The 24445-nt window shown below is 62.9% G+C and carries 21 protein-coding genes and 2 tRNA genes; 14 read left to right on the forward strand and 9 right to left on the reverse strand.

The genetic code is table 11. The features are described from left to right. Nucleotides 1-207, forward strand: a 207-nt coding sequence (locus FQ746_RS04785) for an acyl-CoA dehydrogenase family protein (protein WP_260853895.1), incomplete at its 5' end; no start/stop codon positions are given. Nucleotides 208-244: 37 nt separating this feature from the next. Here the strand turns inward: FQ746_RS04785 and FQ746_RS04790 are convergent. Both FQ746_RS04790 and FQ746_RS04795 read right to left on the reverse strand, forming a co-directional pair. Next, nucleotides 245-1546, reverse strand: a complete 1302-nt coding sequence (locus FQ746_RS04790) for an MFS transporter (protein WP_144107782.1) — start codon at nt 1544-1546, stop codon at nt 245-247. Between the two features lie 12 nt (nt 1547-1558). Next, the gene (locus FQ746_RS04795; RefSeq protein WP_144107783.1) at nt 1559-2668 is read right to left on the reverse strand and encodes an alkene reductase; all 1110 of its coding nucleotides are present in this window, start codon (nt 2666-2668) and stop codon (nt 1559-1561) included. Between the two features lie 195 nt (nt 2669-2863). Here FQ746_RS04795 and FQ746_RS04800 point away from each other — a divergent pair, with 195 nt between their 5' ends. The 3 genes from FQ746_RS04800 (at nt 2864) to FQ746_RS04810 (ending at nt 5185) form a co-directional block, all read left to right on the forward strand. Continuing rightward, nucleotides 2864-3748: a LysR substrate-binding domain-containing protein gene (locus tag FQ746_RS04800; protein WP_144107784.1), complete on the forward strand. Its 885-nt coding sequence runs from the start codon at nt 2864-2866 to the stop codon at nt 3746-3748. A gap of 122 nt (nt 3749-3870) precedes the next feature. Next, complete coding sequence (locus FQ746_RS04805) at nt 3871-4632, forward strand: SDR family NAD(P)-dependent oxidoreductase (protein WP_144107785.1); 762 nt, start codon at nt 3871-3873, stop codon at nt 4630-4632. A 58-nt stretch (nt 4633-4690) separates the two neighbouring features. After that, the gene (locus FQ746_RS04810; RefSeq protein WP_144107786.1) at nt 4691-5185 is read left to right on the forward strand and encodes a DUF3237 domain-containing protein; all 495 of its coding nucleotides are present in this window, start codon (nt 4691-4693) and stop codon (nt 5183-5185) included. An 87-nt stretch (nt 5186-5272) separates the two neighbouring features. Here FQ746_RS04810 and FQ746_RS04815 read toward each other — a convergent pair whose 3' ends face one another. Further along, nucleotides 5273-5560, reverse strand: a complete 288-nt coding sequence (locus tag FQ746_RS04815; RefSeq protein ID WP_144107787.1) for a hypothetical protein — start codon at nt 5558-5560, stop codon at nt 5273-5275. A 218-nt stretch (nt 5561-5778) separates the two neighbouring features. On the opposite strand from FQ746_RS04815, the gene FQ746_RS04820 reads away from it, so the two are divergent. Continuing rightward, a complete protein-coding gene (locus FQ746_RS04820; RefSeq protein ID WP_144107788.1) occupies nt 5779-7248 on the forward strand; it encodes a DUF3999 domain-containing protein in 1470 nt (489 codons plus the stop codon). 67 nt (nt 7249-7315) lie between these two features. Here FQ746_RS04820 and FQ746_RS04825 read toward each other — a convergent pair whose 3' ends face one another. Continuing rightward, entirely contained in the window at nt 7316-7768 is a 453-nt protein-coding gene (locus FQ746_RS04825) for a MarR family winged helix-turn-helix transcriptional regulator (protein ID WP_144107789.1), read from the reverse strand. Nucleotides 7769-7888: 120 nt separating this feature from the next. Further along, entirely contained in the window at nt 7889-9034 is a 1146-nt protein-coding gene (locus FQ746_RS04830) for a glycerate kinase (protein ID WP_144107790.1), read from the reverse strand. 466 nt (nt 9035-9500) lie between these two features. Between FQ746_RS04830 and tig the strand changes: the two genes are divergently transcribed. The 8 genes from tig to FQ746_RS04870 all read left to right on the forward strand — a co-directional run bounded on the left by tig (nt 9501) and on the right by FQ746_RS04870 (nt 18674). Then, nucleotides 9501-10850, forward strand: a complete 1350-nt coding sequence (gene tig, locus FQ746_RS04835; protein WP_144107791.1) for a trigger factor — start codon at nt 9501-9503, stop codon at nt 10848-10850. Nucleotides 10851-11064: 214 nt separating this feature from the next. Next, nucleotides 11065-11718, forward strand: a complete 654-nt coding sequence (gene clpP, locus FQ746_RS04840) for an ATP-dependent Clp endopeptidase proteolytic subunit ClpP (protein WP_074763948.1) — start codon at nt 11065-11067, stop codon at nt 11716-11718. Between the two features lie 184 nt (nt 11719-11902). Further along, a complete protein-coding gene (clpX, locus tag FQ746_RS04845; protein ID WP_144107792.1) occupies nt 11903-13174 on the forward strand; it encodes an ATP-dependent Clp protease ATP-binding subunit ClpX in 1272 nt (423 codons plus the stop codon). 201 nt (nt 13175-13375) lie between these two features. Beyond that, complete coding sequence (gene lon / locus FQ746_RS04850) at nt 13376-15796, forward strand: endopeptidase La (RefSeq protein ID WP_144107793.1); 2421 nt, start codon at nt 13376-13378, stop codon at nt 15794-15796. Nucleotides 15797-15985: 189 nt separating this feature from the next. Then, on the forward strand, nt 15986-16285 hold the full coding sequence (locus FQ746_RS04855) for an HU family DNA-binding protein (RefSeq protein WP_260853903.1): 300 nt from the start codon (nt 15986-15988) through the stop codon (nt 16283-16285). Nucleotides 16286-16386: 101 nt separating this feature from the next. Next, nucleotides 16387-16462: transfer RNA gene (locus tag FQ746_RS04860), tRNA-Val, on the forward strand. Nucleotides 16463-16566: 104 nt separating this feature from the next. Further along, a tRNA-Asp gene (locus FQ746_RS04865) sits at nt 16567-16643 on the forward strand. An 84-nt stretch (nt 16644-16727) separates the two neighbouring features. Beyond that, a complete protein-coding gene (locus FQ746_RS04870; protein WP_144107795.1) occupies nt 16728-18674 on the forward strand; it encodes a SurA N-terminal domain-containing protein in 1947 nt (648 codons plus the stop codon). 98 nt (nt 18675-18772) lie between these two features. Here the strand turns inward: FQ746_RS04870 and FQ746_RS04875 are convergent, their stop codons facing one another. Both FQ746_RS04875 and FQ746_RS04880 read right to left on the reverse strand, forming a co-directional pair. Next, nucleotides 18773-19114: a hypothetical protein gene (locus tag FQ746_RS04875; RefSeq protein WP_144107796.1), complete on the reverse strand. Its 342-nt coding sequence runs from the start codon at nt 19112-19114 to the stop codon at nt 18773-18775. Nucleotides 19115-19231: 117 nt separating this feature from the next. Then, nucleotides 19232-19978 carry an arylesterase gene (locus FQ746_RS04880; RefSeq protein WP_144107797.1) on the reverse strand — a complete coding sequence of 249 codons (747 nt, stop codon included), beginning with the start codon at nt 19976-19978 and terminating at the stop codon, nt 19232-19234. Between FQ746_RS04880 and FQ746_RS04885 the strand changes: the two genes are divergently transcribed. Continuing rightward, nucleotides 19977-20663, forward strand: coding sequence for an ABC transporter ATP-binding protein (locus tag FQ746_RS04885; protein WP_144107798.1), 687 nt, complete (start codon nt 19977-19979; stop codon nt 20661-20663). The two genes, FQ746_RS04880 and FQ746_RS04885, sit on opposite strands and share 2 nt — an antisense overlap. A gap of 102 nt (nt 20664-20765) precedes the next feature. On the opposite strand, the gene pgi is transcribed toward FQ746_RS04885, so the two are convergent. Next, nucleotides 20766-22391, reverse strand: a complete 1626-nt coding sequence (pgi, locus tag FQ746_RS04890) for a glucose-6-phosphate isomerase (RefSeq protein WP_144107799.1) — start codon at nt 22389-22391, stop codon at nt 20766-20768. A gap of 311 nt (nt 22392-22702) precedes the next feature. Next, entirely contained in the window at nt 22703-24331 is a 1629-nt protein-coding gene (locus FQ746_RS04895; protein WP_144107800.1) for an NAD(P)H-hydrate dehydratase, read from the reverse strand. Between the last annotated feature and the right edge of the window lie 114 nt (nt 24332-24445).

Genomic DNA, 24445 nt, shown 5'->3' on the forward strand with positions numbered 1-24445 from the left:
AAGGTCGTGTGTTCGGAGGCGCTGTGGCGGGTGGTCGATCGCAGCGTCCAGGTGCTCGGCGGACGCGGCGTGACCGGCGAATCGATGGCGATGCGCATTTTCATGGACATGCGCGCGTTTCGCATCTACGACGGCCCGAGCGAAGTGCACCGCTGGAGCATGGCGCGCAAGCTGCTCGATGCGAGGGGCGCGGCCCGGCACGGGTGACGAAAGCCGCGCCGCGCTCCGATCTGGCTAAGCCTTGCTATTGCGCCCGTGTCGCGCAGCGTGGTGATTGCGACGTCGAGCACGCCGATGCGAACGACGTCGGCGCGGCGGTTTCGGGCGCCGCCGGTTGCGCGACACCGCGCATCCGGTAGCGTGCCAGTCTTCGCGTCAGACCGAGCGCCGCGACTTCACACGCGGCGGCCACCCAGCCGAGGTCGTTCGCCGAACCGAAGCTCAGGGTCAGCGAGCCGAGCGCCGCGCCGAGCGAGAAGCCGAGATACATGAACGACGCGTTTAGCGACAGCGCAATCGGCGTACCGCGCAAGCCGGCGAGGTCGATCAGCGCCGCCTGCTGCGCGGGATAAAACGACCAGTGTGCGACGCCCCACGCCACCACGCCGACCAGAATCGGCAGAATCGCGATCGATGCGGACAGCCAGTGCGCACTGGCCGACATCAGCGAAAATGCGCCGATCGTCACGCCGAGTGCAGGGACGATCACCCGTCTTGCGCCGAGCCGGTCGACCGCCTTGCCGCCCGCCATGACGCCGAACGCTGCCGCGACGCCCCAGCCGAACAGCACATAGCCAATCTGCGCGCCATGCAGCGGCGTGGTGTCGGCGATGAACAGCGCGAGATACGTGTAGATCGTGTAAGCGCCGGTTGCCCATAGGGTCGTGACCAGCAAAGTCAGCAGGATGGCCGGCTGACGCGCGACCGCGATGCGTTCGCGCAGCGTCGCCGTCGGTAGGCCCGCGCCGATGCCGCGCGGCAAGCCGATCAGCAGGCCGACGGTCGCAGCCGACGCGAGCGCCGCGACGCCCGCGAAGGTTACGCGCCAGCCGAGCCGGTCGCCGATCAACGCGCCCAGCGGCACGCCAAAAGCCACCGCGATCGTAATGCCGCCGTTGACGATCGCCAGCGCCTTGCCGCGGCGCTCCGGTCCAGCGATCGCGCCGGCTAGCGCATTGGCGCCGGGCACGTACAGCCCGGCGGCCGCGGCGAGCAGAATGCGCGCGGCCATTAACTCGGCGTAGCTGTGCGCGGCAAAGGCCAGCAGATTGGCCGCTGCGAAGAACGCCAGCGAACCGATCAGCAGCGCGCGCCGCTGCAGTGCGCCGGTCAGCGCGGTCAGCACGGGCGAACTGAGTGCGTAGGCCAGCGCGAACACCGTCACGAGCTGGCCGCTGGCGACGATGGTGGTGTGCAGGTCGGCAGCCATGTCGGGCAGCAGGCCGGCGATCATGAAGCTCTCGGTGCCGACCGCGAACGTGCCCAGCGCGAGCCAGTAAAGCGGCGTCAGCGCGGCCGGACGGGTAGGCGAAGGAACAGGTTTCATGATGGGCTCCGCTCAGGCAGTCACCGCATCGTGACGATAGAACGGATAGTCCGTATAGCCCGGCGCGGTGCCGCCGAAAAACGTCGGACGGTCATACGGATTGAGCGGCAGTTCGAGCCGCAGCCGTTCGGGTAGATCGGGGTTGGCGATGAAGTCCCGGCCGAACGCGACCAGATCGGCATCGCCCGCCTGCAGGATCGCTTCCGCCGTATCGGCCTTGAAGCCGCCGGCGGCGATCAGGGTGCCCGCATAGTGCTTGCGGATCAGCTGTGCGGCGACCGGGCTCGGGTCCTTGCTGTCGTCGTCGACGTTGCCGAGCACGCGCGGTTCGATCAGATGCAGATACGCGAGGTCGAGCTTCGCCAGTTCCCGTGCGACATACGTGAAGAGCGCTTCGGGGTCGCTGTCCGACATATCGCCCCAACTGCCGCTCGGTCCAAGGCGGACCGCAACGCGTTGACTGCCCCAGACGGAAATCATCGCGCGGGTGGTGTCCAGCAGCAGACGGGCGCGGTTTTCGAACGAACCGCCGTAGCGGTCGGTGCGCCGGTTACTGCCGTTCTGCAGGAACTGGTCGAACAGATAACCGTTGGCCGCGTGCAGTTCGACGCCGTCGAAACCGGCTTCCACGCCGCGCAGCGCCGCGGTACGGAAACTTTCGACGATCGCCGGAATTTCTTCGGTGCTCAAAGCGCGGGCCGGCGTATTCGGAATCCAGCCGGCCTCGGTGTAAGCGACCCCGCCGTGCAGGATCGCGGACGGCGCCACCGGTTGCGCACCGCCGGGCTGCAACTGGCTGTGCGACTGACGGCCCGCGTGATAAAGCTGCAGGAAAATGCGCCCGCCCTTGGCATGCACGGCTTCGGTCACGCGTTGCCAGCCGGGGATCTGGCTGTCGTCGTAGAGGCCGGGCGCGCCGAGATAGCCGTTGCCGTTCGGCGCGGCGATGGTGGCTTCGCCGATCAGCAAGCCGCCGGGCGACGTGCGTTGCGCGTAATACTCGGCCATCAGCGGGCCGGGACGGTCGCCGGGCTCGGCGCGCATGCGGGTGAGCGGCGCCAGCACGACACGATGGGAGAAGCGGTACGGACCGATCTGAACGGCGGAATGAAGTTTGGACATGATTTCCTCGAAGATGAATGGGCTGCCGGTGGCAGGGGCCTACGGACCCGAGCGGTTGGACACGGCAGCAGGCTCGCGCCCTTGAGAAGCAGTGTAGGAAGCGCCGGCAATAAGAAAAATGAGCTAAGGTTCCCGATATATCGGACTAACGAGTCCGCAATCGGCGGCGCGGCACGACTTTGAGGGTGGGCAACGATGGACAGCCTCAGCGGTATTTCGGTATTCGTGCAGGTGGCGGAGACCCGCAGCTTTACGGAGGCAGGGCGGCTGCTCGGCGTGTCGTCGTCGGCGGTCGGCAAAAGCGTGGCGCGCACCGAGGCGCGTCTGGGCGTACGGCTCTTTCATCGCAGCACGCGCAGCATCACGCTGACCGCCGAAGGCGCGCTGGTTCTCGACCGGTGCCGGCGCATTCTCGGCGAACTCGAAGCCGCCGAAGCCGAGTTGTCCGATGCCGCCGGCAGTCCGCGCGGCCGCTTGCGGATCAGCACGCCGCAACTTTCCGGGCTGATGATGCCGGCGCTCGATGGCTTCATGGCGCAGTACCCGGACATCGAACTCGATGTCGATCTGTCCGACCGCATGGTGGATGTCATCGAAGAAGGTTTCGACGCCGTGATCCGCACCGGCGTGCAGCACGATTCGCGGCTGGTGTCGCGCCGCCTCGGCTCATGCGGGCAGGTGCTGGTCGCGTCGCCCGCCTATCTCGCCCGGCACGGTGTGCCCGCGCATCCGTCCGAACTCGTGCGGCACGCGTGCCTGCTGCACAAGTTTCCCGCGAGCGGCAAGCTCGAAGCGTGGCCGTTCCGGCTCGGTGAAGGAGAGGCGCCGCCCGATCTGCCGCCGACCTTCGTCGCCAATACGATCGAAGTGCTGGGTTTTCTGGCGCTACAGGACAAGGGGCTGACGTTCGTGCCGACTTTTCTCGTGCGGGACGCACTGGCGAGCGGCGCGCTGCGCACGGTGCTCGACGATTTTCTGGATCAGACGGTCACGTTCTGGATTTTGTGGCCGGCGAGCCGTTATGCGTCGCCCAAGCTGCGCGTGTTCATCGATTATGTCGGCGAGCATTTGCAGATCTAGTTTTGGCGGCCAGGCCGCGAATCTGGATGTTTTTGTCCGCAATGATCGGAGTTTGGGCCCGTTTATCTCGTGAGTAGACACGCCTAGTATCTGGCTATCCAAACCTTTGTCAGGGAAACGCCATGTCGAATTCTCCTGTCGTTCTCATCACCGGCGCGCTGACCGGTATTGGTCGTGCCACAGCGCTTGCATTCGCTCGTGACTGTGCGCATATCGTCGTCGCGGGACGGCGCGCGGACGCTGGCCGGCAACTGGCCGAAACGCTGCGCGAGATGGGTGCGCAAGCGGAGTTCATCGAGGCCGATGTGCGTTTCGAAGACGACGTCAGTCGTCTGGTCGATGCGACCGTGGCGCGCTTCGGTCGACTCGACGTCGCGGTGAATGCAGCCGGTACCGAAGGCGAGCCCGGTCCGGTAACGGAGCAGACTCCCGAACGCTATGCGGCCGTGTTCGATACCAACGTGCTCGGCACTTTGCTCAGCATGAAGCATGAGATGCGTGCGATGCAGGGGCAAGCGCAGGGGCAACGGCAGGGCAGCATCGTCAATATTTCTTCGACGATGGGTTCGCGGGGTGCGCCGAACGTGTCGTTGTACGCGGCGAGCAAACACGCGGTGGAAGGACTCACCAAATCGGCGGCGCTCGAGGCCGCGGCGTTCGGCGTGCGCGTGAATGCCATCGCGCCGGGGCCGGTCGAAACCGCGATGCTCGACCGGCTGACCGGCAGCGCCGAACGCAAGCGCGCTTTCCTCGCCAACGTGCCGCTCAAGCGCGCAGGGACGCCTGACGAAATCGCCGATGCCATCCTCTTCGTCGCGTCGGACAAGGCGAGTTTCATCACCGGCGAGATCATCATGGTGAACGGCGGCAAGACGGCTTCGTGAAGCCCGCCGTCAAGCGCGCACTCCAACATCCATTTCTTTGGCGTACGAGGGACACACCATGAGCCCGTCACTTTTCGACAGCCTGCCCATGCCGCTTCAAAGTATCGGGACGCTGCCGCTGTTCGTCGTACGACTCGACGTCAAGCCGATCGTGGTGGTCGGCGCGACGCCGGGCGCGTTCCGGCGCGTGGGTATCGTGACGTCGGGCAGGTTCGAAGGCGAGCGCCTGGCCGGTACGGTGCTCGACGGCGGCAGCGACTGGCAGACCGTACGCGGCGATGGCAGTACGACACTCGACGTCCGGCTCGTTCTGCGGACCCACGACGGGACGGTTTTCACGATGGCGTATGGCGGCATCCGCCACGGTCCGCAAGACGTCATTCAACGGTTGGAGAAAGGCGAGGAGGTCGACCCGGGCAGCTACTACTTCCGGATGACGCCGACTTTCGAGGCGCCCGCCGGCCGCTACGAATGGCTCAACCGCGTGGTGGCGGTCGGGACCGGGCACCGGTTCAAGGAGGGGCCGGCGTATAGCGTGTTCGAAGTGCTGTGAGTGGCGGGTTGGCCGGTCGGTGGGTAGGTGCGGCGGCGGGTCGGCGACTCGCCGTGCCGGCTTCGACGCCGGGTGCCGCGCGCCGGGCTAGCCGGATGTGCCGGGAGCCTGCGCCTGCGTGCCGGGCAGATCGGCTTGCGACGCGCCTTCCAGGAAACGGCGGGTCGATTCGAAGGCTTGCAGCATCTGATCGGGCCACGGGGTCTGCAGCATCACCGCCTGATGGTTTTCGAACGCCGACGACAGCAGCTTCACGAGTTCGGGCGAGCGCAGATGCCGCAGCAGCACGCTCACCGCGATGGCCGTCGCCTGGCTGGCGCCTGCAGTTTGCAGTTCGGAAGCGGTCAGCGCCGCGAGCTGTTTGTTGATATCCACTGAAACATCCTCGGTTGAAAGTGAGAGTGGCAGGCGCGTTCGGAGCGCGTTGCCGGTGCCGAATTTTGACATGGCTGGCGCGCGGGCGCCCTCGCGCAGATGATGGCGCCACCGGGCGGGCGCGTTTATCGGTACGATCCGGTCGTGTCCGGGCCGTCGATGGTCGATTCGTCGCTCGGCGGCATCTGAAACTGGCTACTGTGAATTGGCAACCGGTAATGAAACCTCTGTGGATCTTGACGAGTTGCTGTCTGGCGCTGGCCGCATCGCCTGTGTACCCGGCCGATCGTTTCGCCGAGCGCTTTGCGCTCCAGTTCGATCCGGGCTCGGCGTATTACAGCGTGCGCGTGCCCGCCGCGATTTACGCGGCGAGTCAACGTAGCGATCTCGGCGACATTCGCGTGCTCGACGGCGCGGGCGAGGCCGTGCCTTATTCGCTCGACGCCGCTCACGATTCCGCCCGGACGCCGCCGACGCTGCATTCGGTGAACTGGTTCCCGCTACCGCGCACGTCCTCGACCGGTAAGGGCATGCCGCGCGGCGTCACGCTCGGCCCGGACGGATCGCTGCACGCGAGTTCCGCCGTGCCGGGACGCACCCAGCACGACACGGATCTGCTCGACCTGGGCGAGCCGGCGCACGACCGGCGCGTGAGCGCATTGCTCGTCCATGTGCGCGACGACAACTACCAGGGACGCGTGAGCGTCGAATCGAGCGACGATTTGCGGCACTGGCAACCGGCGGGTGACGCGCAATTGCTGAAGGTCAGCTACAACGGCACCACGTTGAGCCAGGACCGGATCGAGCTGGACGGTGCGCCGGGACGCTACGTGCGTCTGCGCTGGGCCGACGGCGTGCCTTATGTCGATTCGATCGACATGGAGGTCGAGGCACTCGCCGCGGGCGCCTCGCAGCGCGCGGACGCGCAGCAGGCGTGGCGGGAAGGGATCGTCGCGCATGCCGGGCCGAGAGCCGGCGAATACTTCTTCAGCACGGGCGGGCCGTATCCCGTCGACCGGCTCCGGCTCGGCTTGCCGCAGCCGAATACGGTCGCGCCCGCCGTGGTGTACTCGCGCAGCGGGCTCGATGCGCCGTGGCGGGAAGTGGCGAGCGCGACGCTGTTCCGCTTGCACAACGGGTCGGTCGAACAGAGCAACCCGTCGCTCGAACTTCCGCCGGACACCGACCGGCAATGGCGTGTCGTGATCGATACGCGCGACGGCAGCCTGGGGAGCGGGGCGTTGACCGTCGCAGCGGGCTGGCGGCCGGCGTTGCTGAGTTTCGTGGCGCAGGGTGCAGCGCCTTATACCTTGGTCGTGGGCAGTGCGCAGGCGGAATCGGCGGCGGTAAGCCGGGCGGATCTGCTGGGGGATGCGTCGTCTGCTGCTTCTGCTTCTTCTGCGGCGGCGGGCGACGCAACGGTGGGTGACGCGCTGCCGTCGGCACCGCTCGCCGAAGTGCCGACGGTTAGTGAAAATCAGGCGGCGAAGCGACGTTACTGGCTGGGCGCGGCGCTATTGCTGGCGGTGGGCTCGCTGGGCGGTGTCGTCTGGTGGCGGGTGCGGGGCGCGCGCAGACGGAGTGGCGCCGAGCTTGGGGCGGCGCAAGCCTTGAAGGCGGGCGAGTTGTCCAGCGCGACGCCTGGTTCGCCCGCAGATGCGCAGCGAGCCGGTGACGGGCAAAGCTGAGGCCGCGCCTTGGCTAGCCTGATCGCGACGATGGGTTCAGCGAGAGTGAACGCGGCGGTTTTGAGCCTTACTTCGACTGCGCCGCAACGGTATCGATAATCTTGTCGAGCGCCCGGCTGAAGGCGAGCTTTTCCCGCTCGTCGAGACAGTCGAACATGTCGCTGTTCCATTTGCGCGCGATGGGCATCACCTTGCGGAACAGTGCGCGCCCTTCGGGCGTGAGCGAGACGAGCACGCCGCGGCCGTCGTCGACGTTACGCTCGCGCTTCACGAGCCCCTGACGGATCAACCCTTCCGCCGCGCGGCTTGCCTGGCTCTTGTCGAGATTGGCGTGCCGGGCCAGTTCCATGATCGAAAACGGTCCAAACGAGCCGACCGATGCGATCACTCTCGCTTCGGGCAGACTCACGCCGAGTTTCGCCTGATACCGTTCGCTGATGCCGCGTTCCGTCAGCTTGTTCAGCTGGTGCAGCCGGTACGTGAGTAGTTGTTCGAGCCCGGCTTTGGCAGAGTCCTTCATGGTTTTCCCAAGATGAGTGAAGAGCGGCTGCGCAGGACTCTGCCGGCGGGCGAAAGCTTTTTGACGTCAGGCGGCTGCGGTAATCAGGCGTGGTGATTGTTGCCGCACCCGAATCCCGGGTCAACGCGCGCCATATTTCAGGCGCGTCAACTGTTCGGCTGTGTCCGCCAGCAACCGGCCGGCGTCGCGAATCGCGACCTCGAGCGTGATGGGGCCGGGCGCGGGGGAGAAGCAGCCACTGAAATGTTCGGCCAGCCGGGGCAGTGCGGCGGAGTCGACCGCGCCGGACAGCAGCGTGGCCGGCACACTCGCCGCCTGCGCATGACGGCAGGCGATGAACGGCGCCTTGCCATGCAGGGTTTGCACGTCCGAGCGGCCTTCACCGGTGATCAGCCAGTTGGCGCCCTCGAGCGCCGCGTCGAGGCCGATCTGCCGGGCAACCGTTTCCGCACCTGGCTCGAAGCGGGCGCCGAGCATATGCAGCGCGAAACCGAGGCCGCCCGCCGCGCCCGCGCCCGCCTCGTCGCGCAGCCGACGGCCGAGCGCTGCTTCGAGCAGATCGGCGAAATGGCCCAGCGCCGCGTCGATGGATTCGATCTGCTGTGGCTCGACGCCTTTTTGCGGGCCGAAAATGGCCGTTGCGCCGTGTTCGCCCGTGAGCGGATTGTCCACGTCCGACATGGCGACGAATTCCGAGTCCTTTAGTCTGGCGTCGAGTTGCGCAATATCGACCCGCGCCACGCGCGCGAGTTGTTCGGGTGTCGGCTCGAGCTCGTTATCTTGTGCGTCGAACAGTTTGAGGCCGAGTCCGACCAACAGGCCGGCGCCGCCGTCGTTGGTGCTGCTGCCGCCGAGCGCGACGTAAAAGCGCCGCACGCCGGCGTCGAGCAACGCGCCGATGGCTTCGCCCATGCCGCGTGTGCTACGCGTCTCAACCGGCACGGCCATGCCGACCGGATCGGTAATGCCGACGATCTCCGCCGTTTCGACGATTGCGCTGCCGTCCGCGAGCAAACCGGTGATCGCGTCGCGCACCGGACCCGCGGCGCCGCGCACGCTGAGCTTGCGGCGCTCGCCGCCGCTGGTGAGCATGGCGTCGAGCGTGCCCTCGCCGCCGTCGGCCATCGGACAGATGCGCACGTCGGCATCGGGCCGCGCGCGCCGGATGCCGGCTTCGATCGCCTCGGCGACCTGCTCGGCGCTGAGCGAGCCTTTGAAAGAATCGGGAGCAACGACGACGACGGGCGAGGACGGCGAATTCGGCATGGTGTCTCTGAATGGTTGAAATCGTGGCGGGCGCGGGACGATGCCAGGCGCAAACATGAAGGAAGCCGAAGCAGGCGAAGGCGAAGTCCCGAGCGCGACCGCTAGCTTATCAGGGCAATCGCGCCGACTGAATATGCCGAAAGGCATAGCTGGGATCGTCCTGGGCGAAGCGGCCGGATCCATGGGAAGACGCCGGGGGCCTAACGCGAAACAGGCTAGAAACAACACGGAAAGCGCCCCAAACCCGATAAAAACGCGTGGGAAAACGAGTGCAACCATCGAATCCCGGCTAGGCGCGCAAATAGTTTGCTAAAATATTCGGCTCTTTGGACTCAACCGTGCTGCCGGCGGCCTGCCAGCCCGCGGCGCAGGCGCGCAATCGATGCTAACCACGCCCCACGCGACATCGAAAAGCGGCACGAGAAGATAACTGTTTCGCTCGAATAATTTTAGGACGATTGAAGCCATGGCTAACGTTGTTGAAAACCTCGGCAAGCTCGAACGCCGCGTCACGATTTCCCTGCCGAAGGAAGCCGTGCAGAAGGAAGTAGATTCGCGTATCCGTCAACTCGCCAAGAACGTGCGCATGCCGGGTTTCCGCCCGGGCAAGGTGCCGCTCAAGATGGTGACGCAACAGTACTCGGGCCAGGTGGAAGCCGAAGTGCTGAGCGACAAGGTCGGCAAGGAATTTTTCGACATCAGCCGCGCTGAGAACCTGCGCGTGGCCGGCCAGCCGAGCTTCGCGCCGAAGGCCGACGCAATCGCCGAAGGCGACTACGCATTCGACGCGACCTTCGAGGTCTATCCGGAAGTGAAGCTGGGCGACGTCGCCACGGCTGAAATCGAACGCACCACCACGACCATCAGCGAAGCGGAAATCGACCGCACGCTGGACATCCTGCGCAAGCAACGCGTGCACTTCCACGCACGCGGCGAGTCCGGCGATCATGGCGACGGCGGTGCCGACACGGCAGCGAAAGACGGCGACCGCGTGACGGTCGACTTCGTCGGCAAGATCGACGGTGAAGTGTTCCAGGGCGGTAGCGCCGACGACTTCGCGTTCGTGCTGGGCGAAGGCCGCATGCTGCCGGAGTTCGAAAAGGCAGCGCTGGGTCTGAAGGTCGGCGAGGCGAAGGAATTCGACCTGGCATTCCCCGAGGACTATCACGGCAAGGACGTCGCCGGCAAAACCGCGCAGTTCACGATCACGATGAAGAAGATCGAGTGGCCGCATCTGCCGGAAATCGACGCTGAATTCGCTAAATCGCTCGGTATCGAAGACGGCGATCAGACCAAAATGCGCGCCGAGATCAAAGACAATCTCGAACGCGAAGCCAAGCGCCGTACGCAAGCCATCGTCAAGAACCAGGTGATGGACGCGCTGCTCAAGATCTCGGAACTGGACGTGCCGAACGCACTGATCGAACAGGATCAGGAACGCCTCGTCGGCATGGCTCGTCAGGATCTGGAACAACGCGGCGTGCCGAATGCTAAAGACGCGCCGATTCCTGCCGAAATGTTCAAGGAACAGGCCGAGCGTCGCGTCAAGCTGGGCCTCGTGCTGGCCGAGCTGGTAAAGGCCAACGACCTGCAGGCGAAGCCGGAGCAGATTCGTGCCGAAGTCGACGAATTCGCGAAAAGCTACGAAGACCCGAAGGAAGTCGTCCGCTGGTATTATTCGAACCAGCAACGTCTTGCCGAAATGGAAGCGTACGTCGTCGAAGCAAACGTCGTCGATTTCGTCCTTGGCAAGGCCAAGGTGACGGACAAGGAAGTGAGCTTCGAAGAACTGGCAAGCGCAACGGCGCAAGCGTAAGCGTCGTAGCAACGGCGTGCCGGCTGTCGAAGCGACGGCCCGCACGCCGTTTTTTTGTGCTGCGAATGTGGAGAGCGTGTTGCAAGGTGCCGTTCATCGTTAATGCATCGCTGGTGCAGGGTTAATGCACCGATCGAGCACTTGAATACGGACTCGCCGACCACACCTGTCTTGCATCTGTTTTTCAGAATATTTCCAGACAAGGATCCATTGCATGACCTTTCGCGCTCAAATGCTGGACACGTTGACCTCCCAGTCGTCGCGGGATCTCGAAGCGCAGGCGCTCGGACTGGTGCCGATCGTCGTGGAAACGAGCGGCCGGGGCGAGCGCTCGTACGACATTTACTCGCGGCTGCTGAAGGAACGTATCGTGTTCCTCGTCGGCGAAGTGAATGACCAGACCGCCAATCTCGTCGTCGCGCAGATGCTGTTCCTCGAAAGCGAGAATCCGGACAAGGACATCAGCTTCTACATCAACAGCCCGGGCGGGTCGGTCTCCGCAGGTATGGCGATTTACGACACGATGCAGTTCATCAAGCCGGACGTGTCGACATTGTGTATGGGTCTTGCCGCCAGCATGGGTGCGTTTTTGCTGGCCGCCGGCGCAAAGGGCAAGCGTTTCGCGTTGCCGAACTCGCGTGTGATGATTCACCAGCCGCTCGGCGGCGCACGTGGTCAGGCATCGGACATCGAAATCCAGGCGCGCGAAATTCTGTATTTGAAAGAGCGTCTGAATAGCCTGCTCGCGCATCATACGGGTCAACCGGTGGAGCGTATCGCGCGCGACACCGACCGCGACAATTTCATGTCCGGTGACGACGCGCAAGCTTACGGTCTGGTCGATCAGGTAGCGCACAAGCGTCCCTGATCAACGGTGCGGCCAGGTCCTGTAGCGGGGCCAGGTCGTGACCAGCCCGGTTGTGAAATAATCAAGACTGGTCCGAACGCCTGCGGCAAACGCCGTTGTTCTGGCTCATGTCCCTGCCGCCCCAGCCGGGCGGGAGAGGCAAACGGCGTATTATGTAATCGAGTGTCCGGAGGCTCACACATCTATGGCGGACAAAAAAGGTTCGAACAGCGAGAAGCTGTTGTATTGCTCGTTCTGCGGCAAGAGCCAGCATGAAGTCAAAAAGTTGATTGCCGGCCCATCGGTTTTCATCTGCGACGAATGCATCGATCTGTGCAACGAAATCATCCGCGATGAAGCAGCAGGTGCTGGCATCGAGGCTGGCTTGTCGAAGTCAGACTTGCCGAGCCCGCAGGAAATCCGCGAAATTCTCGACCAGTATGTGATTGGGCAGGAACGCGCGAAGAAAATTCTGGCGGTTGCTGTCTACAACCACTACAAGCGTCTCAAGCATCTCGACAAGAAAGACGAGATCGAACTGTCGAAAAGCAATATCTTGCTGATCGGTCCGACCGGATCGGGTAAGACGCTGCTTGCACAGACACTCGCACGTTTGCTGAACGTCCCGTTCGTGATTGCCGATGCAACCACGTTGACGGAAGCCGGCTATGTCGGCGAAGACGTTGAGAACATCATTCAGAAGTTGCTGCAAAACTGCAATTACGAAGTTGACAAGGCCCAGCGCGGCATTGTCTACATCGACGAAATCGACAAGATCAGCCGCAAGTCCGATAACCCGTCCATCACCCGCGACGTGTCCGGTGAAGGCGTGCAGCAGGCACTGCTGAAACTGGTCGAAGGCACGATGGCGTCGGTGCCGCCGCAGGGCGGTCGTAAGCATCCGAATCAGGACTTCATCCAGGTCGACACCACCAATATTCTGTTCATTTGCGGTGGCGCGTTCGACGGGCTCGAAAAAGTGATCGTCGACCGTACCGAGAAAACGGGTATTGGCTTTGGCGCAAGCGTAAAGAGCAAGCAGGATCGCGACGCGGGTGAAGTGCTCCGCGAAGTCGAGCCGGAAGATCTGATCAAATTCGGTCTCATCCCCGAACTGATCGGTCGGCTGCCGGTGGTCGCCACGCTCGGCAAGCTCGACGAAGTCGCGCTGATGAAAATTCTCGTCGAACCGAAGAACGCGCTGGTCAAGCAATATCACAAGCTCTTCAACATGGAGCGCGTCGAGCTGGAAATTCGCCCGACCGCGTTGCAGGCTGTCGCGCGTAAGGCAATCCGTCGCAAGACGGGCGCACGTGGTCTGCGCTCGATTCTGGAACAGGCGTTGCTCGATGTGATGTACGACCTGCCGCAGATGAAAGGCGTTAGCAAGGTCATTATCGACGACAACGTGATCGACGGCGACGGCAAACCATTACTGATCTACGAAGACGCGCCCAAAGTCGCGGGTTCGAACTGATCGGCTTTCTGGTTAAGTAAAAAAGCCGTTCATGGCGACGTGAACGGCTTTTTCGTTTATCGTGTGGTTGAGGTTGCTTGTTTTCACAATGGAGTCACTGAAACTTCGGAGTCACTGAACTTTTCCCACACGCGGAGGCTTGCAAATTTTTCTGCTGGCCTCACCTATCGAACGAACTGATTCCACTCATGGGGAAATGAAATGTCAGGAACCCAACTCCTTCCGCCGGAACGCATTACGCTCCCGCTGCTCCCGCTGCGTGACGTAGTCGTTTTCCCGCACATGGTGATTCCGCTCTTCGTAGGCCGCCCGAAGTCGATCAAGGCTCTCGAAGCAGCGATGGAAGGCGGCAAGCACATCATGCTCGTCGCCCAAAAGACGGCTGCTAAAGATGAGCCGACCGAAAAGGACATGTACGAAGTAGGGTGTATCGCCAACATCCTGCAAATGCTGAAGCTGCCCGACGGTACCGTGAAGGTGCTGGTCGAGGGCTTGCAGCGCGCGAAGACGCTTTCCATCGAAGAACAGGAAACGCAGTTCTCGTGCGAAGTCATGCCGCTCGAACCCGACGTTGCCGACAGCGCTGAAACCGAAGCGTTGCGCCGCGCAATCGTGTCGCAGTTCGACCAGTATGTGAAGCTGAACAAGAAAATCCCGCCGGAAATCCTGACGTCGCTGTCGGGTATCGACGAAGCGGGTCGTCTGGCCGACACGATCGCGGCACATTTGCCGCTCAAGCTCGACCAGAAGCAGCACATTCTCGAAATGTTCCCGGTCATCGAGCGACTCGAGCATCTGCTCGCGCAACTCGAAGCCGAGATCGACATCCTGCAGGTTGAAAAGCGTATCCGCGGACGCGTCAAGCGTCAGATGGAGAAGAGCCAGCGCGAGTACTACCTGAACGAACAGGTCAAGGCAATCCAGAAGGAACTCGGCGAAGGCGAAGAGGGCGCGGATCTCGAAGAACTCGAGAAGCGCATCACGGCCGCCCGTATGCCGAAGGAAGCAAAGAAGAAGGCAGACGCCGAGCTCAAGAAGCTCAAACTGATGTCGCCGATGTCGGCCGAAGCAACGGTCGTGCGCAACTACATCGACACGCTGATCGGCTTGCCGTGGCGCAAGAAGAGCAAGGTCAACAACGACCTCTCGAATGCGGAACGCGTGCTCGACGAAGACCACTTCGGTCTCGAGAAAGTGAAGGAACGCATTCTCGAGTATCTCGCGGTCCAGCAACGTGTCGACAAGGTCAAAGCGCCGATCCTGTGCCTCGTCGGGCCGCCGGGTGTCGGTAAGACCTCGCTGGGTCAGTCGATCGCTCGCGCAACGAACCGCAAGTTCGTGCGTATGGCGCTCGGCGGCGTACGTGACGAAGCCGAGATTCGCGGCCATCGTCGTACGTATATCGGTTCGATGCCTGGCAAGATTCTGCAAAGCCTGACCAAGGTCGGTGTGCGCAATCCGCTCTTCCTGCTCGACGAAGTCGACAAGATGGGTCAGGATTTCCGCGGCGATCCGTCGTCGGCCCTGCTCGAAGTGCTCGATCCGGAACAGAACCACACGTTTGCCGATCACTACGTCGAAGTCGACTTCGATCTGTCGGACGTGATGTTCGTCGCGACGTCGAACTCGCTGAACATTCCGCCGCCGCTGCTCGACCGGATGGAAGTGATCCGTCTGTCGGGTTACACGGAAGACGAGAAGGTCAGCATCGCGCAGCGTTATCTTTTGCCCAAGCAGAAGAAGAACAACGGCCTGAAAGACACTGAGGTCGACGTTGCTGAAATCGCGATCCGCGACATCATTCGTTACTACACGCGCGAAGCCGGTGTTCGTTCGCTCGAGCGTGAAATTTCGAAGATCTGCCGCAAGGTCGTGAAGATGCTTCTGCTGAAGAAGGCGGAAGGCGCAGTGAAGGTCGACGGCAGCAACCTTGACACGTTCCTCGGCGTGCGCAAGTACGACTTCGGTCTGGCTGCCAAGGAAAATCAGGTCGGCCAGGTCACGGGTCTCGCGTGGACGGAAGTGGGCGGCGACTTGCTGACCATCGAAGCCGCGGTCATGCCGGGTAAGGGCAATGTGATCCGTACGGGTTCGCTCGGCGACGTGATGAAGGAGTCGGTCGAAGCAGCCCGCTCCGTGGTTCGTTCACGTTCGCGTCGTCTCGGTATCAAGGACGAAGCGTTCGAGAAGCAGGACATTCACATTCACGTGCCGGAAGGCGCGACGCCGAAAGACGGTCCGTCTGCCGGTATCGCGATGACCACCGCGTTGGTGTCGGTGTTGACCGGTATTCCGGTGCGTGCCGACGTTGCAATGACGGGTGAAATCACGTTGCGTGGCGAAGTCTTGCCCATCGGCGGCTTGAAGGAAAAACTGCTCGCGGCGCACCGCGGTGGCATCAAGCTGGTGTTGATCCCGGAAGAAAACGTCAAGGATCTGACGGAGATTCCGGACAACGTGAAGAACGCGATCGAAATCGTCCCGGTTCGCTGGGTCGACAAGGTGCTCGAACTGGCACTCGAACGCGTTCCTCAAGCCTTGCCGGATGAAGAGCCGAAGCCTGCTGCACCGGTTGCGGCCGAGCCGGGCAAAGACGCTGCGACGGAAGTCGTGAAGCACTAAGCGTTCTTTAATCCGACGCTGCATCAGAAGCCCGCGGTCATTCAGACCGCGGGCTTTTTTATTGCACTTGTTATCCCCGGGCATCAGGCGCAACCCCGCTTGACACGGGTGTTTCGGCCAATTCTAATGGGTCGGCCCGGCGTGACCCGCCGGCTTGCGTGATCTCAGGTGCTACAAAGCGCCGTCACGATTGCCAATACATTCTCGGGGGTTGGAATGAACAAGATGGAATTGATCGATCACATTGCACAGCAAGCCGACATTTCGAAGGCCGCGGCCGGCCGTGCTCTGGATGCGGTGATCGGTGGCGTGAAGGGTACGTTGAAAAAGGGCGGTTCGGTCACGCTAGTCGGCTTCGGTACTTTCGCCGTGGGCAAGCGCACCGCACGCACGGGACGTAATCCGCGCACGGGTGCCGAGATCAAGATCAAGGCCGCGAAGGTTCCGAAATTTAGGCCTGGCAAAGCTCTGAAGGATGCGCTAAACTAATGGGCTTGCTGCTTGAAGATTCGGCAGCGGAAAAAGCAGTACTCAAAGTAAAAAAACAGGCAACAAATCAAGAAGCACCAGCCAGCATCGAATCGAGAAACGGGTGCTTAGCTCAGTTGGTAGAGCGGCGCCCTTACAAGGCGTAGGTCGGGAGTTCGAGCCTCTCAGCACCCACCAGTTTCAGATTCTGTGCGGTATTTGAGTGCGGCTATTTAGCGCGGTGGTGGTTACAGTAGTTGCAGTAGCAACACGCGTTCTGGCTGCATCAAACGTTGTAGCAAGGAGTGGTAGTTCAGTCGGTTAGAATACCGGCCTGTCACGCCGGGGGTCGCGGGTTCGAGTCCCGTCCACTCCGCCAGTATCCTCGAAAGGCGAACTCCGGTTCGCCTTTTTTATTGCCCGCTGTTGTAATATCGGGCGTTCTGTTTTCGGCACTACACGCATGCTCGATTTTTTCCGTAATCACAAACGCCTGATGATGTTCATGCTCATCCTCGTCATTGTGCCGGGGTTGGGTTTTGTCGGTATTCAGGGCTTCCGCGGCTTCTTTGACGAGAGTGCCAACGTCGCCAGCGTCAACGGTCACAAGATCACCCGCGCAGAGTTCGACGACGCTACGCGCCAGCAACTCGACCGCGCTCGTCAGATGCTCGGTGCGCAGTTCGACATGAAGTCCTTCGATACGCCCGAGCGTCGCCGCCAGATGCTCGACGGTTTGATCGAACAGCGCGTGCTGGCCGATGAAACCCAGCGTCTGCATCTGACGGCCTCCGACGACGCAGTGCGCCGCGTACTGCTCAACGATCCGGTTATTTCGTCGCTGAAGAATCCCGACGGTTCAATCGATGTCGACCGTTACAAGCAGTTGCTCGCCATGCAGGGCATGACGCCCGATCAGTACGACGAGCGCGTGCGCTACACGCTCGCTACCCAGCAATTGCCCGCCAGCATTCAGGGCAGTGCGTTCACGTCGAAGACGCTCGCACAACATCTGACCGAACTCGCCGACCAGCAGCGTGAAGTGCAAGGCATCGCCTTCCATCCGCGCGACTATCTGGCCAAGGTGCAGCCGACCGACGCGCAGGTACAAGCTTATTACGACGCGCATCGCAGCGAATTCGCCACACCCGCCACGGCCACGATCCAGTACCTCGTCATGTCGCCCTCGACGATGGCCGCGTCCGTGCAGCCGAGCGATGCCGATCTGAAGAAGTACTACGACGACAACATCGCGCATTACCGGGTGGAAGGCCAGGTGCGCGCAAGCCACATCCTGATCGCCGCACCGAAAGACGCGAGCGCGGCCGACAAGGCCAAAGCGAAGCAGAAAGCGGAAGACCTGCTGGCGCAAATCAAGGCGCATCCGGACCAGTTCGCACAAATCGCGCAGCAGAATTCGCAGGACCCCGGTTCGGCTTCGAAGGGTGGCGATCTGGGTTACTTCGGTCGCGGCATGATTGCGGGCGGTCAGTCGTTCGACGACGCCGTCTTCGCGCTGAAGAAAGACGAAGTCAGCGGTATCGTGCAAACGGACTTTGGCTATCACATCGTCAAGGTGACGGACGTGAAGCCTACCGTTACGAAGCCGTTCGACGACGTGAAAAATCAGATCGCGACGGACGTGAAAGCGCAACAGGCCGCCAAGGCACTGAGCGACGACGCGGAAGGCTTCACGTCGATCGTCTACGAAAAAGCGAAGAGCCTGCAACCGGCAGCCGACAAGTACAAGTTGCAGATTCAAACCGCCACGGTCACACCGCAAGCGGATCCGAAGCTGCCGGCGACCAGCCCGCTCAACAACGCGAAGTTCCTCGCGGCGGTGTTCGCGAACGACTCGGTCAATTCGCGTAACAACACGCAAGCCATCGACGTCGGCGGCAATACGTTGATTGCTGCGCACGTCACCGACTACAAGGCCGCCGCCGTGCCGGCACTCGACGCGATCAAGGACGCCGTGCGTCAGAAGGTCGTCGCGGTTCAGGCGAACGACGCTGCGCACAAGGACGGTCTTGCAAAACTCGCGGACTTCGATAAGTCGAAAGCCACCACCGGTTTCTCCTCGCCGCTGAAGGTGTCGCGCAGCGACGCGCAAGGTGTGCCGCCGCTTGCACTAAGTGCAATCTACAAAGCGGACGCGCAAAAGTTGCCCGCCTACGTGGGTGTGGATCTCGGCGCGGACGGCTACGCTATCTATCGCGTGAACTCGGTTGTGGCGGGTACGCCGGTCAACGGGCAACGTCTGGCTGCTGCACAGCAACAGATCGCTCAGGTCGACGCGCAGTCCGAAGCCGAAGCGTATGTTCAGGCCGTGCGTGCGCGATCGAAGGTGAAGTTCTACGGCTCGCTGGACGGCAGCCCCAACGCGAACCCGGCAAGCGACAACAACTAGAAACTGCTCGTCGTTAGGATCAACAATGAAAAAAGCCCCGCCAAAGCGGGGCTTTTTCATTTGACGAGTGCAAGCCCGTCAATCGGATACGACGAGAATTACAGGCAACCGCTGATTGCGGAAGTAGCGTCGCTATTAGCCCCGCCATTTGCGCGATAGCCAACCCACGTGCCCTTGCCCGAGTACGAAGGACGCACCACGGCGGCTGCGCCGTTAGGCGGCTGTTGACCCGGAACGTAAACGTCCACGGCTTGATCGTTGGCGAGCGTGTCTTGCGACACCACTTGCTGTTGCGAAGCGTCGGCCCATTTTTGCGCGATGCAGGTGGCGACGACCTTCGGCGGTTGCTGGCTTTGACCAACGGATTGCACGCCCGCAGGCGGTTGAGCGGCGCAGGCGGAAATTGCCACGGTCAAAGCGATTAACGGTAAATATTTCACGTTATCTCCTCAAAAGTCGCTCAAAATCGAGCCGGGTTACGCGTGATTAGGAAAGTGTCGGAGTGACCTGACCGATTCGCGTTCCCGAGGTGTTGGAAACAAGTTGTTAGCTGCTTTTCAGTGCGGCGAACTTGTACGAAGGAGTGGCTTCACTACCGGCCACACGTTGTTGAGTAGCACTGCCTGTGCCTGCTGGGTCGGATGCATCTGATCGGCCTGGAACATCTCCGGTTTATCCGCAATGCCGTCGAGTAGAAACGGGACTAACGCCGTATGCATCTGCTTTGACAGGTCTCCATAAAGCGCGTGGAACTTTTGCGTGTAGTCCGGGCCGTAATTAGGCGGTACGTACATGCCGACGAGCACGACCTTCGCATGACCTTGCTGCGCCTGTTCGACGATCGTGCGCAAATTGTCCTGAGTCGTGGCAAGCGGCACGCCGCGTAACGCGTCGTTCGCACCCAGTTCCACGATGACGATGGCTGGCTTCAGGCGTTGCATCAACACGGGCAGGCGCGCTCGTCCACCGCTCGTCGTGTCGCCGCTGATGCTGGCATTCGCAACGCTATAATCGACCCGCTCCTCGGCGAGTCGTTGGCGCAGCAGAGCCACCCAGCCCGAGTCGCGAGGCAGTCCGTACTCGGCCGAGATGCTGTCGCCGAGTACTACGATCACCGGCTTGGCCGCGTTGGGCGTATTCACGGCGGGAGCAGTCGCGACAGTCGCAGCATTCGCCGCCCACGCGGCCGACGAAAAGAAGGGCATAGCAAACAGGGCAGCGGCCAGGGAGGCCGTGCCGAATGCCGTAGTCAGCGCCGCCGTGCGCGGCGCTATGGCGCGCACTTTCAACCTACGCTTCACCATGCTAAACAAAACTGATCCGGTCATTGAAGTGCGGGGTTTGTGCAAGAAGGTTAAGGATGCAACGGGCGAACTGACGATCCTCGACAACATCGATCTTGCTATCGATGCGGGCAGCAGTGTGGCGATCGTCGGCGCATCGGGGTCGGGCAAGTCTACGCTGCTCGGCTTGCTCGCAGGGTTGGACAGTGCGAGCTCGGGCTCGGTTCGGCTGCTCGGGCGCGAACTCACCGAACTCAACGAAGACGAGCGGGCCGCTTTGCGCAGCGGCTCGGTCGGTTTCGTGTTCCAGTCGTTTCAGTTGATGCCGCATCTGACGGCACTCGAGAACGTGACCTTGCCGCTGGAGTTGCGCGGCGGCGTAGGTACACGGGAAGCCGCGACGCGTGCGCGCGGCCTGCTGGAACAGGTGGGGCTCGGTCAGCGCACGGCTCACTATCCGAAGCTGCTGTCCGGCGGCGAGCAACAGCGCGTTGCGCTCGCAAGAGCGTTCGTCACGCATCCGGCCATTCTGTTTGCCGACGAGCCGACCGGCAGTCTCGACGCCGCTACGGGGCATGCGGTGATCGACCTCATGTTCCAGATGAATCGCGCGAACGGTGCCACGCTGATTCTCGTGACACACGACATCGAGCTTGCACGCCGTTGCGACAAGACCGTGACGATCGAAGCGGGCCGTCTGGCCTGACCGTCCATCAAAGAACGCGAGCGCATAAAAAAAAGCGGGCCTTCGAGGCCCGCTTCTTTTTGCTTCTCTTCAACTCAACTCAACTCAACTCAAACGCAGCGTTCAATTTTTCTTCAACGCAGCCCGGGCCCGCGCGATCAACGCCGATGTCGACGAGTCGTGCTTCTTCCCGTCCGCGCTCGACGCGGTCAGATCCGCCTCGACCACCTTGCCCAGAATCTTGCCCAGTTCGACGCCCCACTGATCGAACGAGTTGATGTCCCAGATCGTGCCCTGCACCAGCGCCTTGTGCTCGTACAACGCGATCAGCGCGCCGAGCGAACGCGCCGTTAGCGCGTCGACCAGCAGCGTGCTGCTAGGACGGTTGCCCGGGAACGTCAGATGCGGTGCAAGCTCCGGCTTGTCCGGACCGGCCACCTTCTTCGCTTCTTCGAGCGTGCGGCCGAGCATCAGCGCCTCGCTTTGCGCGAAACAGTTGGCCAGCAGCTTCGGGTGATGACTGACCAAAGGGTGCTCCGGCGTCAGCACCGCGATGAAGTCGATCGGCACGATCGTCGGACCTTGATGCAGCATCTGGAAGAATGCGTGCTGGCCGTTCGTCCCCGGTTCGCCCCATGTCACCGCTGCCGTCGGATAGTCGACGAACTGACCGTCGAGGCGCGCCGACTTGCCGTTGCTCTCCATCTCGAGCTGTTGCAGATACGAGGGCAGATAGTGCAGCGCCTGCGAATACGGCGCGACCAGATAGCTCTGCGAGCCGAAGAAGTTGCGATACCAGATACCGATCACGCCGAGCAGCACCGGCAGATTCTTCTCGAGCGGCGCCGTGCGGAAATGCTCGTCCATCTCGTTGGCGCCGGCCAGCAGTTCGTCGAACTGCTTCGGTCCAATGGCAATGACGATCGACAAACCGACGGCCGACCACAACGAGTAACGTCCGCCGACCCAGTCCCACATCTGGAACACGTTCTCTTTGGCGATACCGAACTTGACCACCTCGGCCACGTTCGCCGACACGCCGACGAAATGCTTCGACAACGCGCTTTCCGGACAACCCTTTTCGACGAACCAGTCGCGCAGCGAGCGCGCGTTCGTCATGGTTTCGAGCGTGGTGAACGTCTTCGAGACGATGATCGCGAGCGTTTCTTCGGGATCGATCTGCTGCATGACGTCGTATAGATCGGCGCCGTCGACATTCGACACGAAGTGCGTCGTGATGTCCGGCGTAGCCAGGTGATGCAATGCGTGCACGACCATCTTCGGCCCGAGGTCCGAGCCGCCGATGCCGATGTTCACGACGTAACGGATGCGCTTGCCGGTGTAGCCGGTCCATGCACCGCTGCGCACCTGCTCGGCGAACGCTGCCATCTTCGCGCGCTCGGCCTGCACTTCGGCGTGGAACGGTGCTTTCGGATCGGTGGCGCGCAACGCCGTATGCAGGACGGCGCGACCTTCGGTGGGATTGACGATCTCGCCCGCGAACATCGCGTCGCGGCGTTTTTCCACGCCGGCTTCGCGCGCGAGTTGCACGAGCAGTTTGAGCGTGTCGTCGGTGATGCGGTGCTTCGAGAAATCGGCGGCGAGACCGCCGCCTGCGAACGCGAAACGCTCGGCGCGGGTCGGGGCGGGGTCGTTTTCGGGAGCGAACCAGTCGCGCATGTGCGCGTCGCGAATCCCGTCGTAATGCGTTTGCAGCGTGGACCAGGTGGGAAGAGTGTTCTGGGTCATAGCGTCCGTCTAACGAAAGGGCTCGGGGAATGGCGCGCGCATGAAGCGCCGCCGACGATGATGCAACGATGCTGTTAGAGCGTCACCGCGCGGCCGGGTTCGCCGCGGGTTGCGCTGACACGGGCTGCAAGCTGTCTGCAAGCAGCACGAGGCTGGCGTGATGAACCGAGGCCGAACCGAAGCCGAACCGAAGCCGCCGCGCCAACGTGATGAGCCAGTATAGCGGCCTCGTGTGAAGAACTGCAGCGTAGTGGGCACGCCGCGCATAGTCTGGGACTCGTCCCTCGCATGATGCGTGCGCTGCAAATCCTTCAAGCGTCCGTGGCCGGATAGAACAAACGGTTGAGCAGGGTACGCACCATCGGCGCGAGTTCGCCGGCTGTCAGACCGGCCGGCCCTTGGCCCTGCGCGGTCAATGTATCGGCGGCGAGGCCGTGCAGATAGACGCCCGCCAGTGCCGCCTCATAGCGCGGCAAATGCTGCGCGAGCAGTGCGCCGATGATGCCGCCGAGCACATCGCCGGTCCCGCCGGTGGCGAGCGCCGCATTGCCGGTCGGATTGATCGCGACGCGGCCGTCCGGCGCGGCGATCACCGTGCCGGTGCCCTTCAGCACGATGACCGCGGCAAAGCGTGCCGCCAGCGCACGCGCGGCGGCGAGCCGGTCGCGCTGCACGCCGGGCGCGTCGGTGCCGAGCAGCCGCGCGGCTTCCAGCGGATGCGGCGTCAACACGCACGGGTCGCCTCGTACGCCGCGCGCGTTGACTTCGGCGGCGAGTGCCGGGTCTTTGGAAATCAGGTTCAGCGCATCGGCGTCGAACAGCTTGGGCACGTCGAGCCGCAACACGTCGTGCAGAACCTGCGTGGCACGCTCGCGATGACCCATGCCGCAGCCGATCGCGAGCGCATCCATCGTGTCGAGCGGCAGATCGTCCACTGCATGCAGCATCAGTTCCGGATGCGGCGGATCGTAGGGCGGTGCGCCTTCGCCGAGCAACGCGACATGCACTTTGCCCGCGCCGGTATACAGCGCCGCGCGCGAGGCGAGAATCGGCGCGCCGCACATGCCCGTGTCGCCGCCCACCACTGCGAGGCTGCCGAAGCTGCCCTTGTTGGTCGAGAAATCGCGCGGCGGCAGAAAGCGGGCGAACAGGTCGGGCGCGTTCAGTTGCACGGTGCTACGACCGCTGCCACTGCTCTCACTGCTCTCACTGCCGGTATCGGTCCCGATCGGCGCAACGGTCACCGCGCCCGCCACGTCGCGTCCTTGCGCGGTAAAGAGTCCCGGCTTTGCGGCGATGAAACTCAGGGTATGCGTCGCATGAACCGCAACGGCGTCGTGTTCGCCGACGATCGTCCCCGTGTCGCTGTCCAGACCGCTCGGCACGTCGAGCGCCAGCACACCGCCGACCCGCGGCCGGGCCTTCGCGCGCTGCGTGAGTCGCCGCGCGACATCCGCGAAAACGCCTTCGAGCGGCCGGGTCAAGCCGATGCCGAACATGCCGTCCACCAGCCACGTATAAGCATCGAATGAAGCGGGCGGGGTGGTCGACATGGCCACGCCCGCGGCGCGTGCCGCGTCGAGCGCCCAGCGCGCATCGTCCGGCTTGACCTCGACCGGCATGCACAGTTCGACCGCGATGCCGGCACGGTGCAACTCGGTCGCCAGCACGAGCGCGTCGCCGCCGTTGTTGCCCGGCCCGGCGATCAGCCAGACCTTGTGTTTCGAGCGGTCGGTCGAGCCGCCGCGCGCGGATGGGCGGGTGATCTGCTCATGCAGGAAGCTCGCGGCCGCGCGGCCCGCGCGGGACATCAACGTATGCTCGGGCAGACTCGCGGCGGCGCCGGTTTCGGCGCTGCGCAATTCGGCCAGTGTGAGGAGGGGAAGCGCGCGATCGCGCGGGTCGATGAGTGTCGGTGGCGTGAGGTCGGCTTCTGTCATGGCGAGCGGGGCGAACGCCTTGGTCAAGGCGAGGAAGCGGGGGAGTCGCTATGGTAGTGCGGATAGCCGGGTCGTGCGAGCAGGGAAGGGTATATGGCGCGCCCGGCTCGCGCA

It is taken from the genome of Paraburkholderia sp. BCC1886, from assembly GCF_900996245.1.
Taxonomy (GTDB): domain Bacteria; phylum Pseudomonadota; class Gammaproteobacteria; order Burkholderiales; family Burkholderiaceae; genus Paraburkholderia.

What these genes read in the sequence shown, in the direction of transcription:
- lon (WP_144107793.1), top strand. Translation starts at nt 13,376, where the DNA reads ATGTCAGGAACCCAACTCCTTCCGCCGGAACGCATTACGCTCCCGCTG.
- FQ746_RS04795 (WP_144107783.1), bottom strand. Translation starts at nt 2,668, where the DNA reads ATGTCCAAACTTCATTCCGCCGTTCAGATCGGTCCGTACCGCTTCTCC.
- FQ746_RS04895 (WP_144107800.1), bottom strand. Translation starts at nt 24,331, where the DNA reads ATGACAGAAGCCGACCTCACGCCACCGACACTCATCGACCCGCGCGAT.
- FQ746_RS04870 (WP_144107795.1), top strand. Translation starts at nt 16,728, where the DNA reads ATGCTCGATTTTTTCCGTAATCACAAACGCCTGATGATGTTCATGCTC.
- FQ746_RS04880 (WP_144107797.1), bottom strand. Translation starts at nt 19,978, where the DNA reads ATGGTGAAGCGTAGGTTGAAAGTGCGCGCCATAGCGCCGCGCACGGCG.
- FQ746_RS04830 (WP_144107790.1), bottom strand. Translation starts at nt 9,034, where the DNA reads ATGCCGAATTCGCCGTCCTCGCCCGTCGTCGTCGTTGCTCCCGATTCT.
- pgi (WP_144107799.1), bottom strand. Translation starts at nt 22,391, where the DNA reads ATGACCCAGAACACTCTTCCCACCTGGTCCACGCTGCAAACGCATTAC.
- FQ746_RS04820 (WP_144107788.1), top strand. Translation starts at nt 5,779, where the DNA reads ATGAAACCTCTGTGGATCTTGACGAGTTGCTGTCTGGCGCTGGCCGCA.
- FQ746_RS04805 (WP_144107785.1), top strand. Translation starts at nt 3,871, where the DNA reads ATGTCGAATTCTCCTGTCGTTCTCATCACCGGCGCGCTGACCGGTATT.
- clpX (WP_144107792.1), top strand. Translation starts at nt 11,903, where the DNA reads ATGGCGGACAAAAAAGGTTCGAACAGCGAGAAGCTGTTGTATTGCTCG.
- FQ746_RS04825 (WP_144107789.1), bottom strand. Translation starts at nt 7,768, where the DNA reads ATGAAGGACTCTGCCAAAGCCGGGCTCGAACAACTACTCACGTACCGG.
- tig (WP_144107791.1), top strand. Translation starts at nt 9,501, where the DNA reads ATGGCTAACGTTGTTGAAAACCTCGGCAAGCTCGAACGCCGCGTCACG.
- clpP (WP_074763948.1), top strand. Translation starts at nt 11,065, where the DNA reads ATGACCTTTCGCGCTCAAATGCTGGACACGTTGACCTCCCAGTCGTCG.
- FQ746_RS04800 (WP_144107784.1), top strand. Translation starts at nt 2,864, where the DNA reads ATGGACAGCCTCAGCGGTATTTCGGTATTCGTGCAGGTGGCGGAGACC.
- FQ746_RS04810 (WP_144107786.1), top strand. Translation starts at nt 4,691, where the DNA reads ATGAGCCCGTCACTTTTCGACAGCCTGCCCATGCCGCTTCAAAGTATC.
- FQ746_RS04790 (WP_144107782.1), bottom strand. Translation starts at nt 1,546, where the DNA reads ATGAAACCTGTTCCTTCGCCTACCCGTCCGGCCGCGCTGACGCCGCTT.
- FQ746_RS04885 (WP_144107798.1), top strand. Translation starts at nt 19,977, where the DNA reads ATGCTAAACAAAACTGATCCGGTCATTGAAGTGCGGGGTTTGTGCAAG.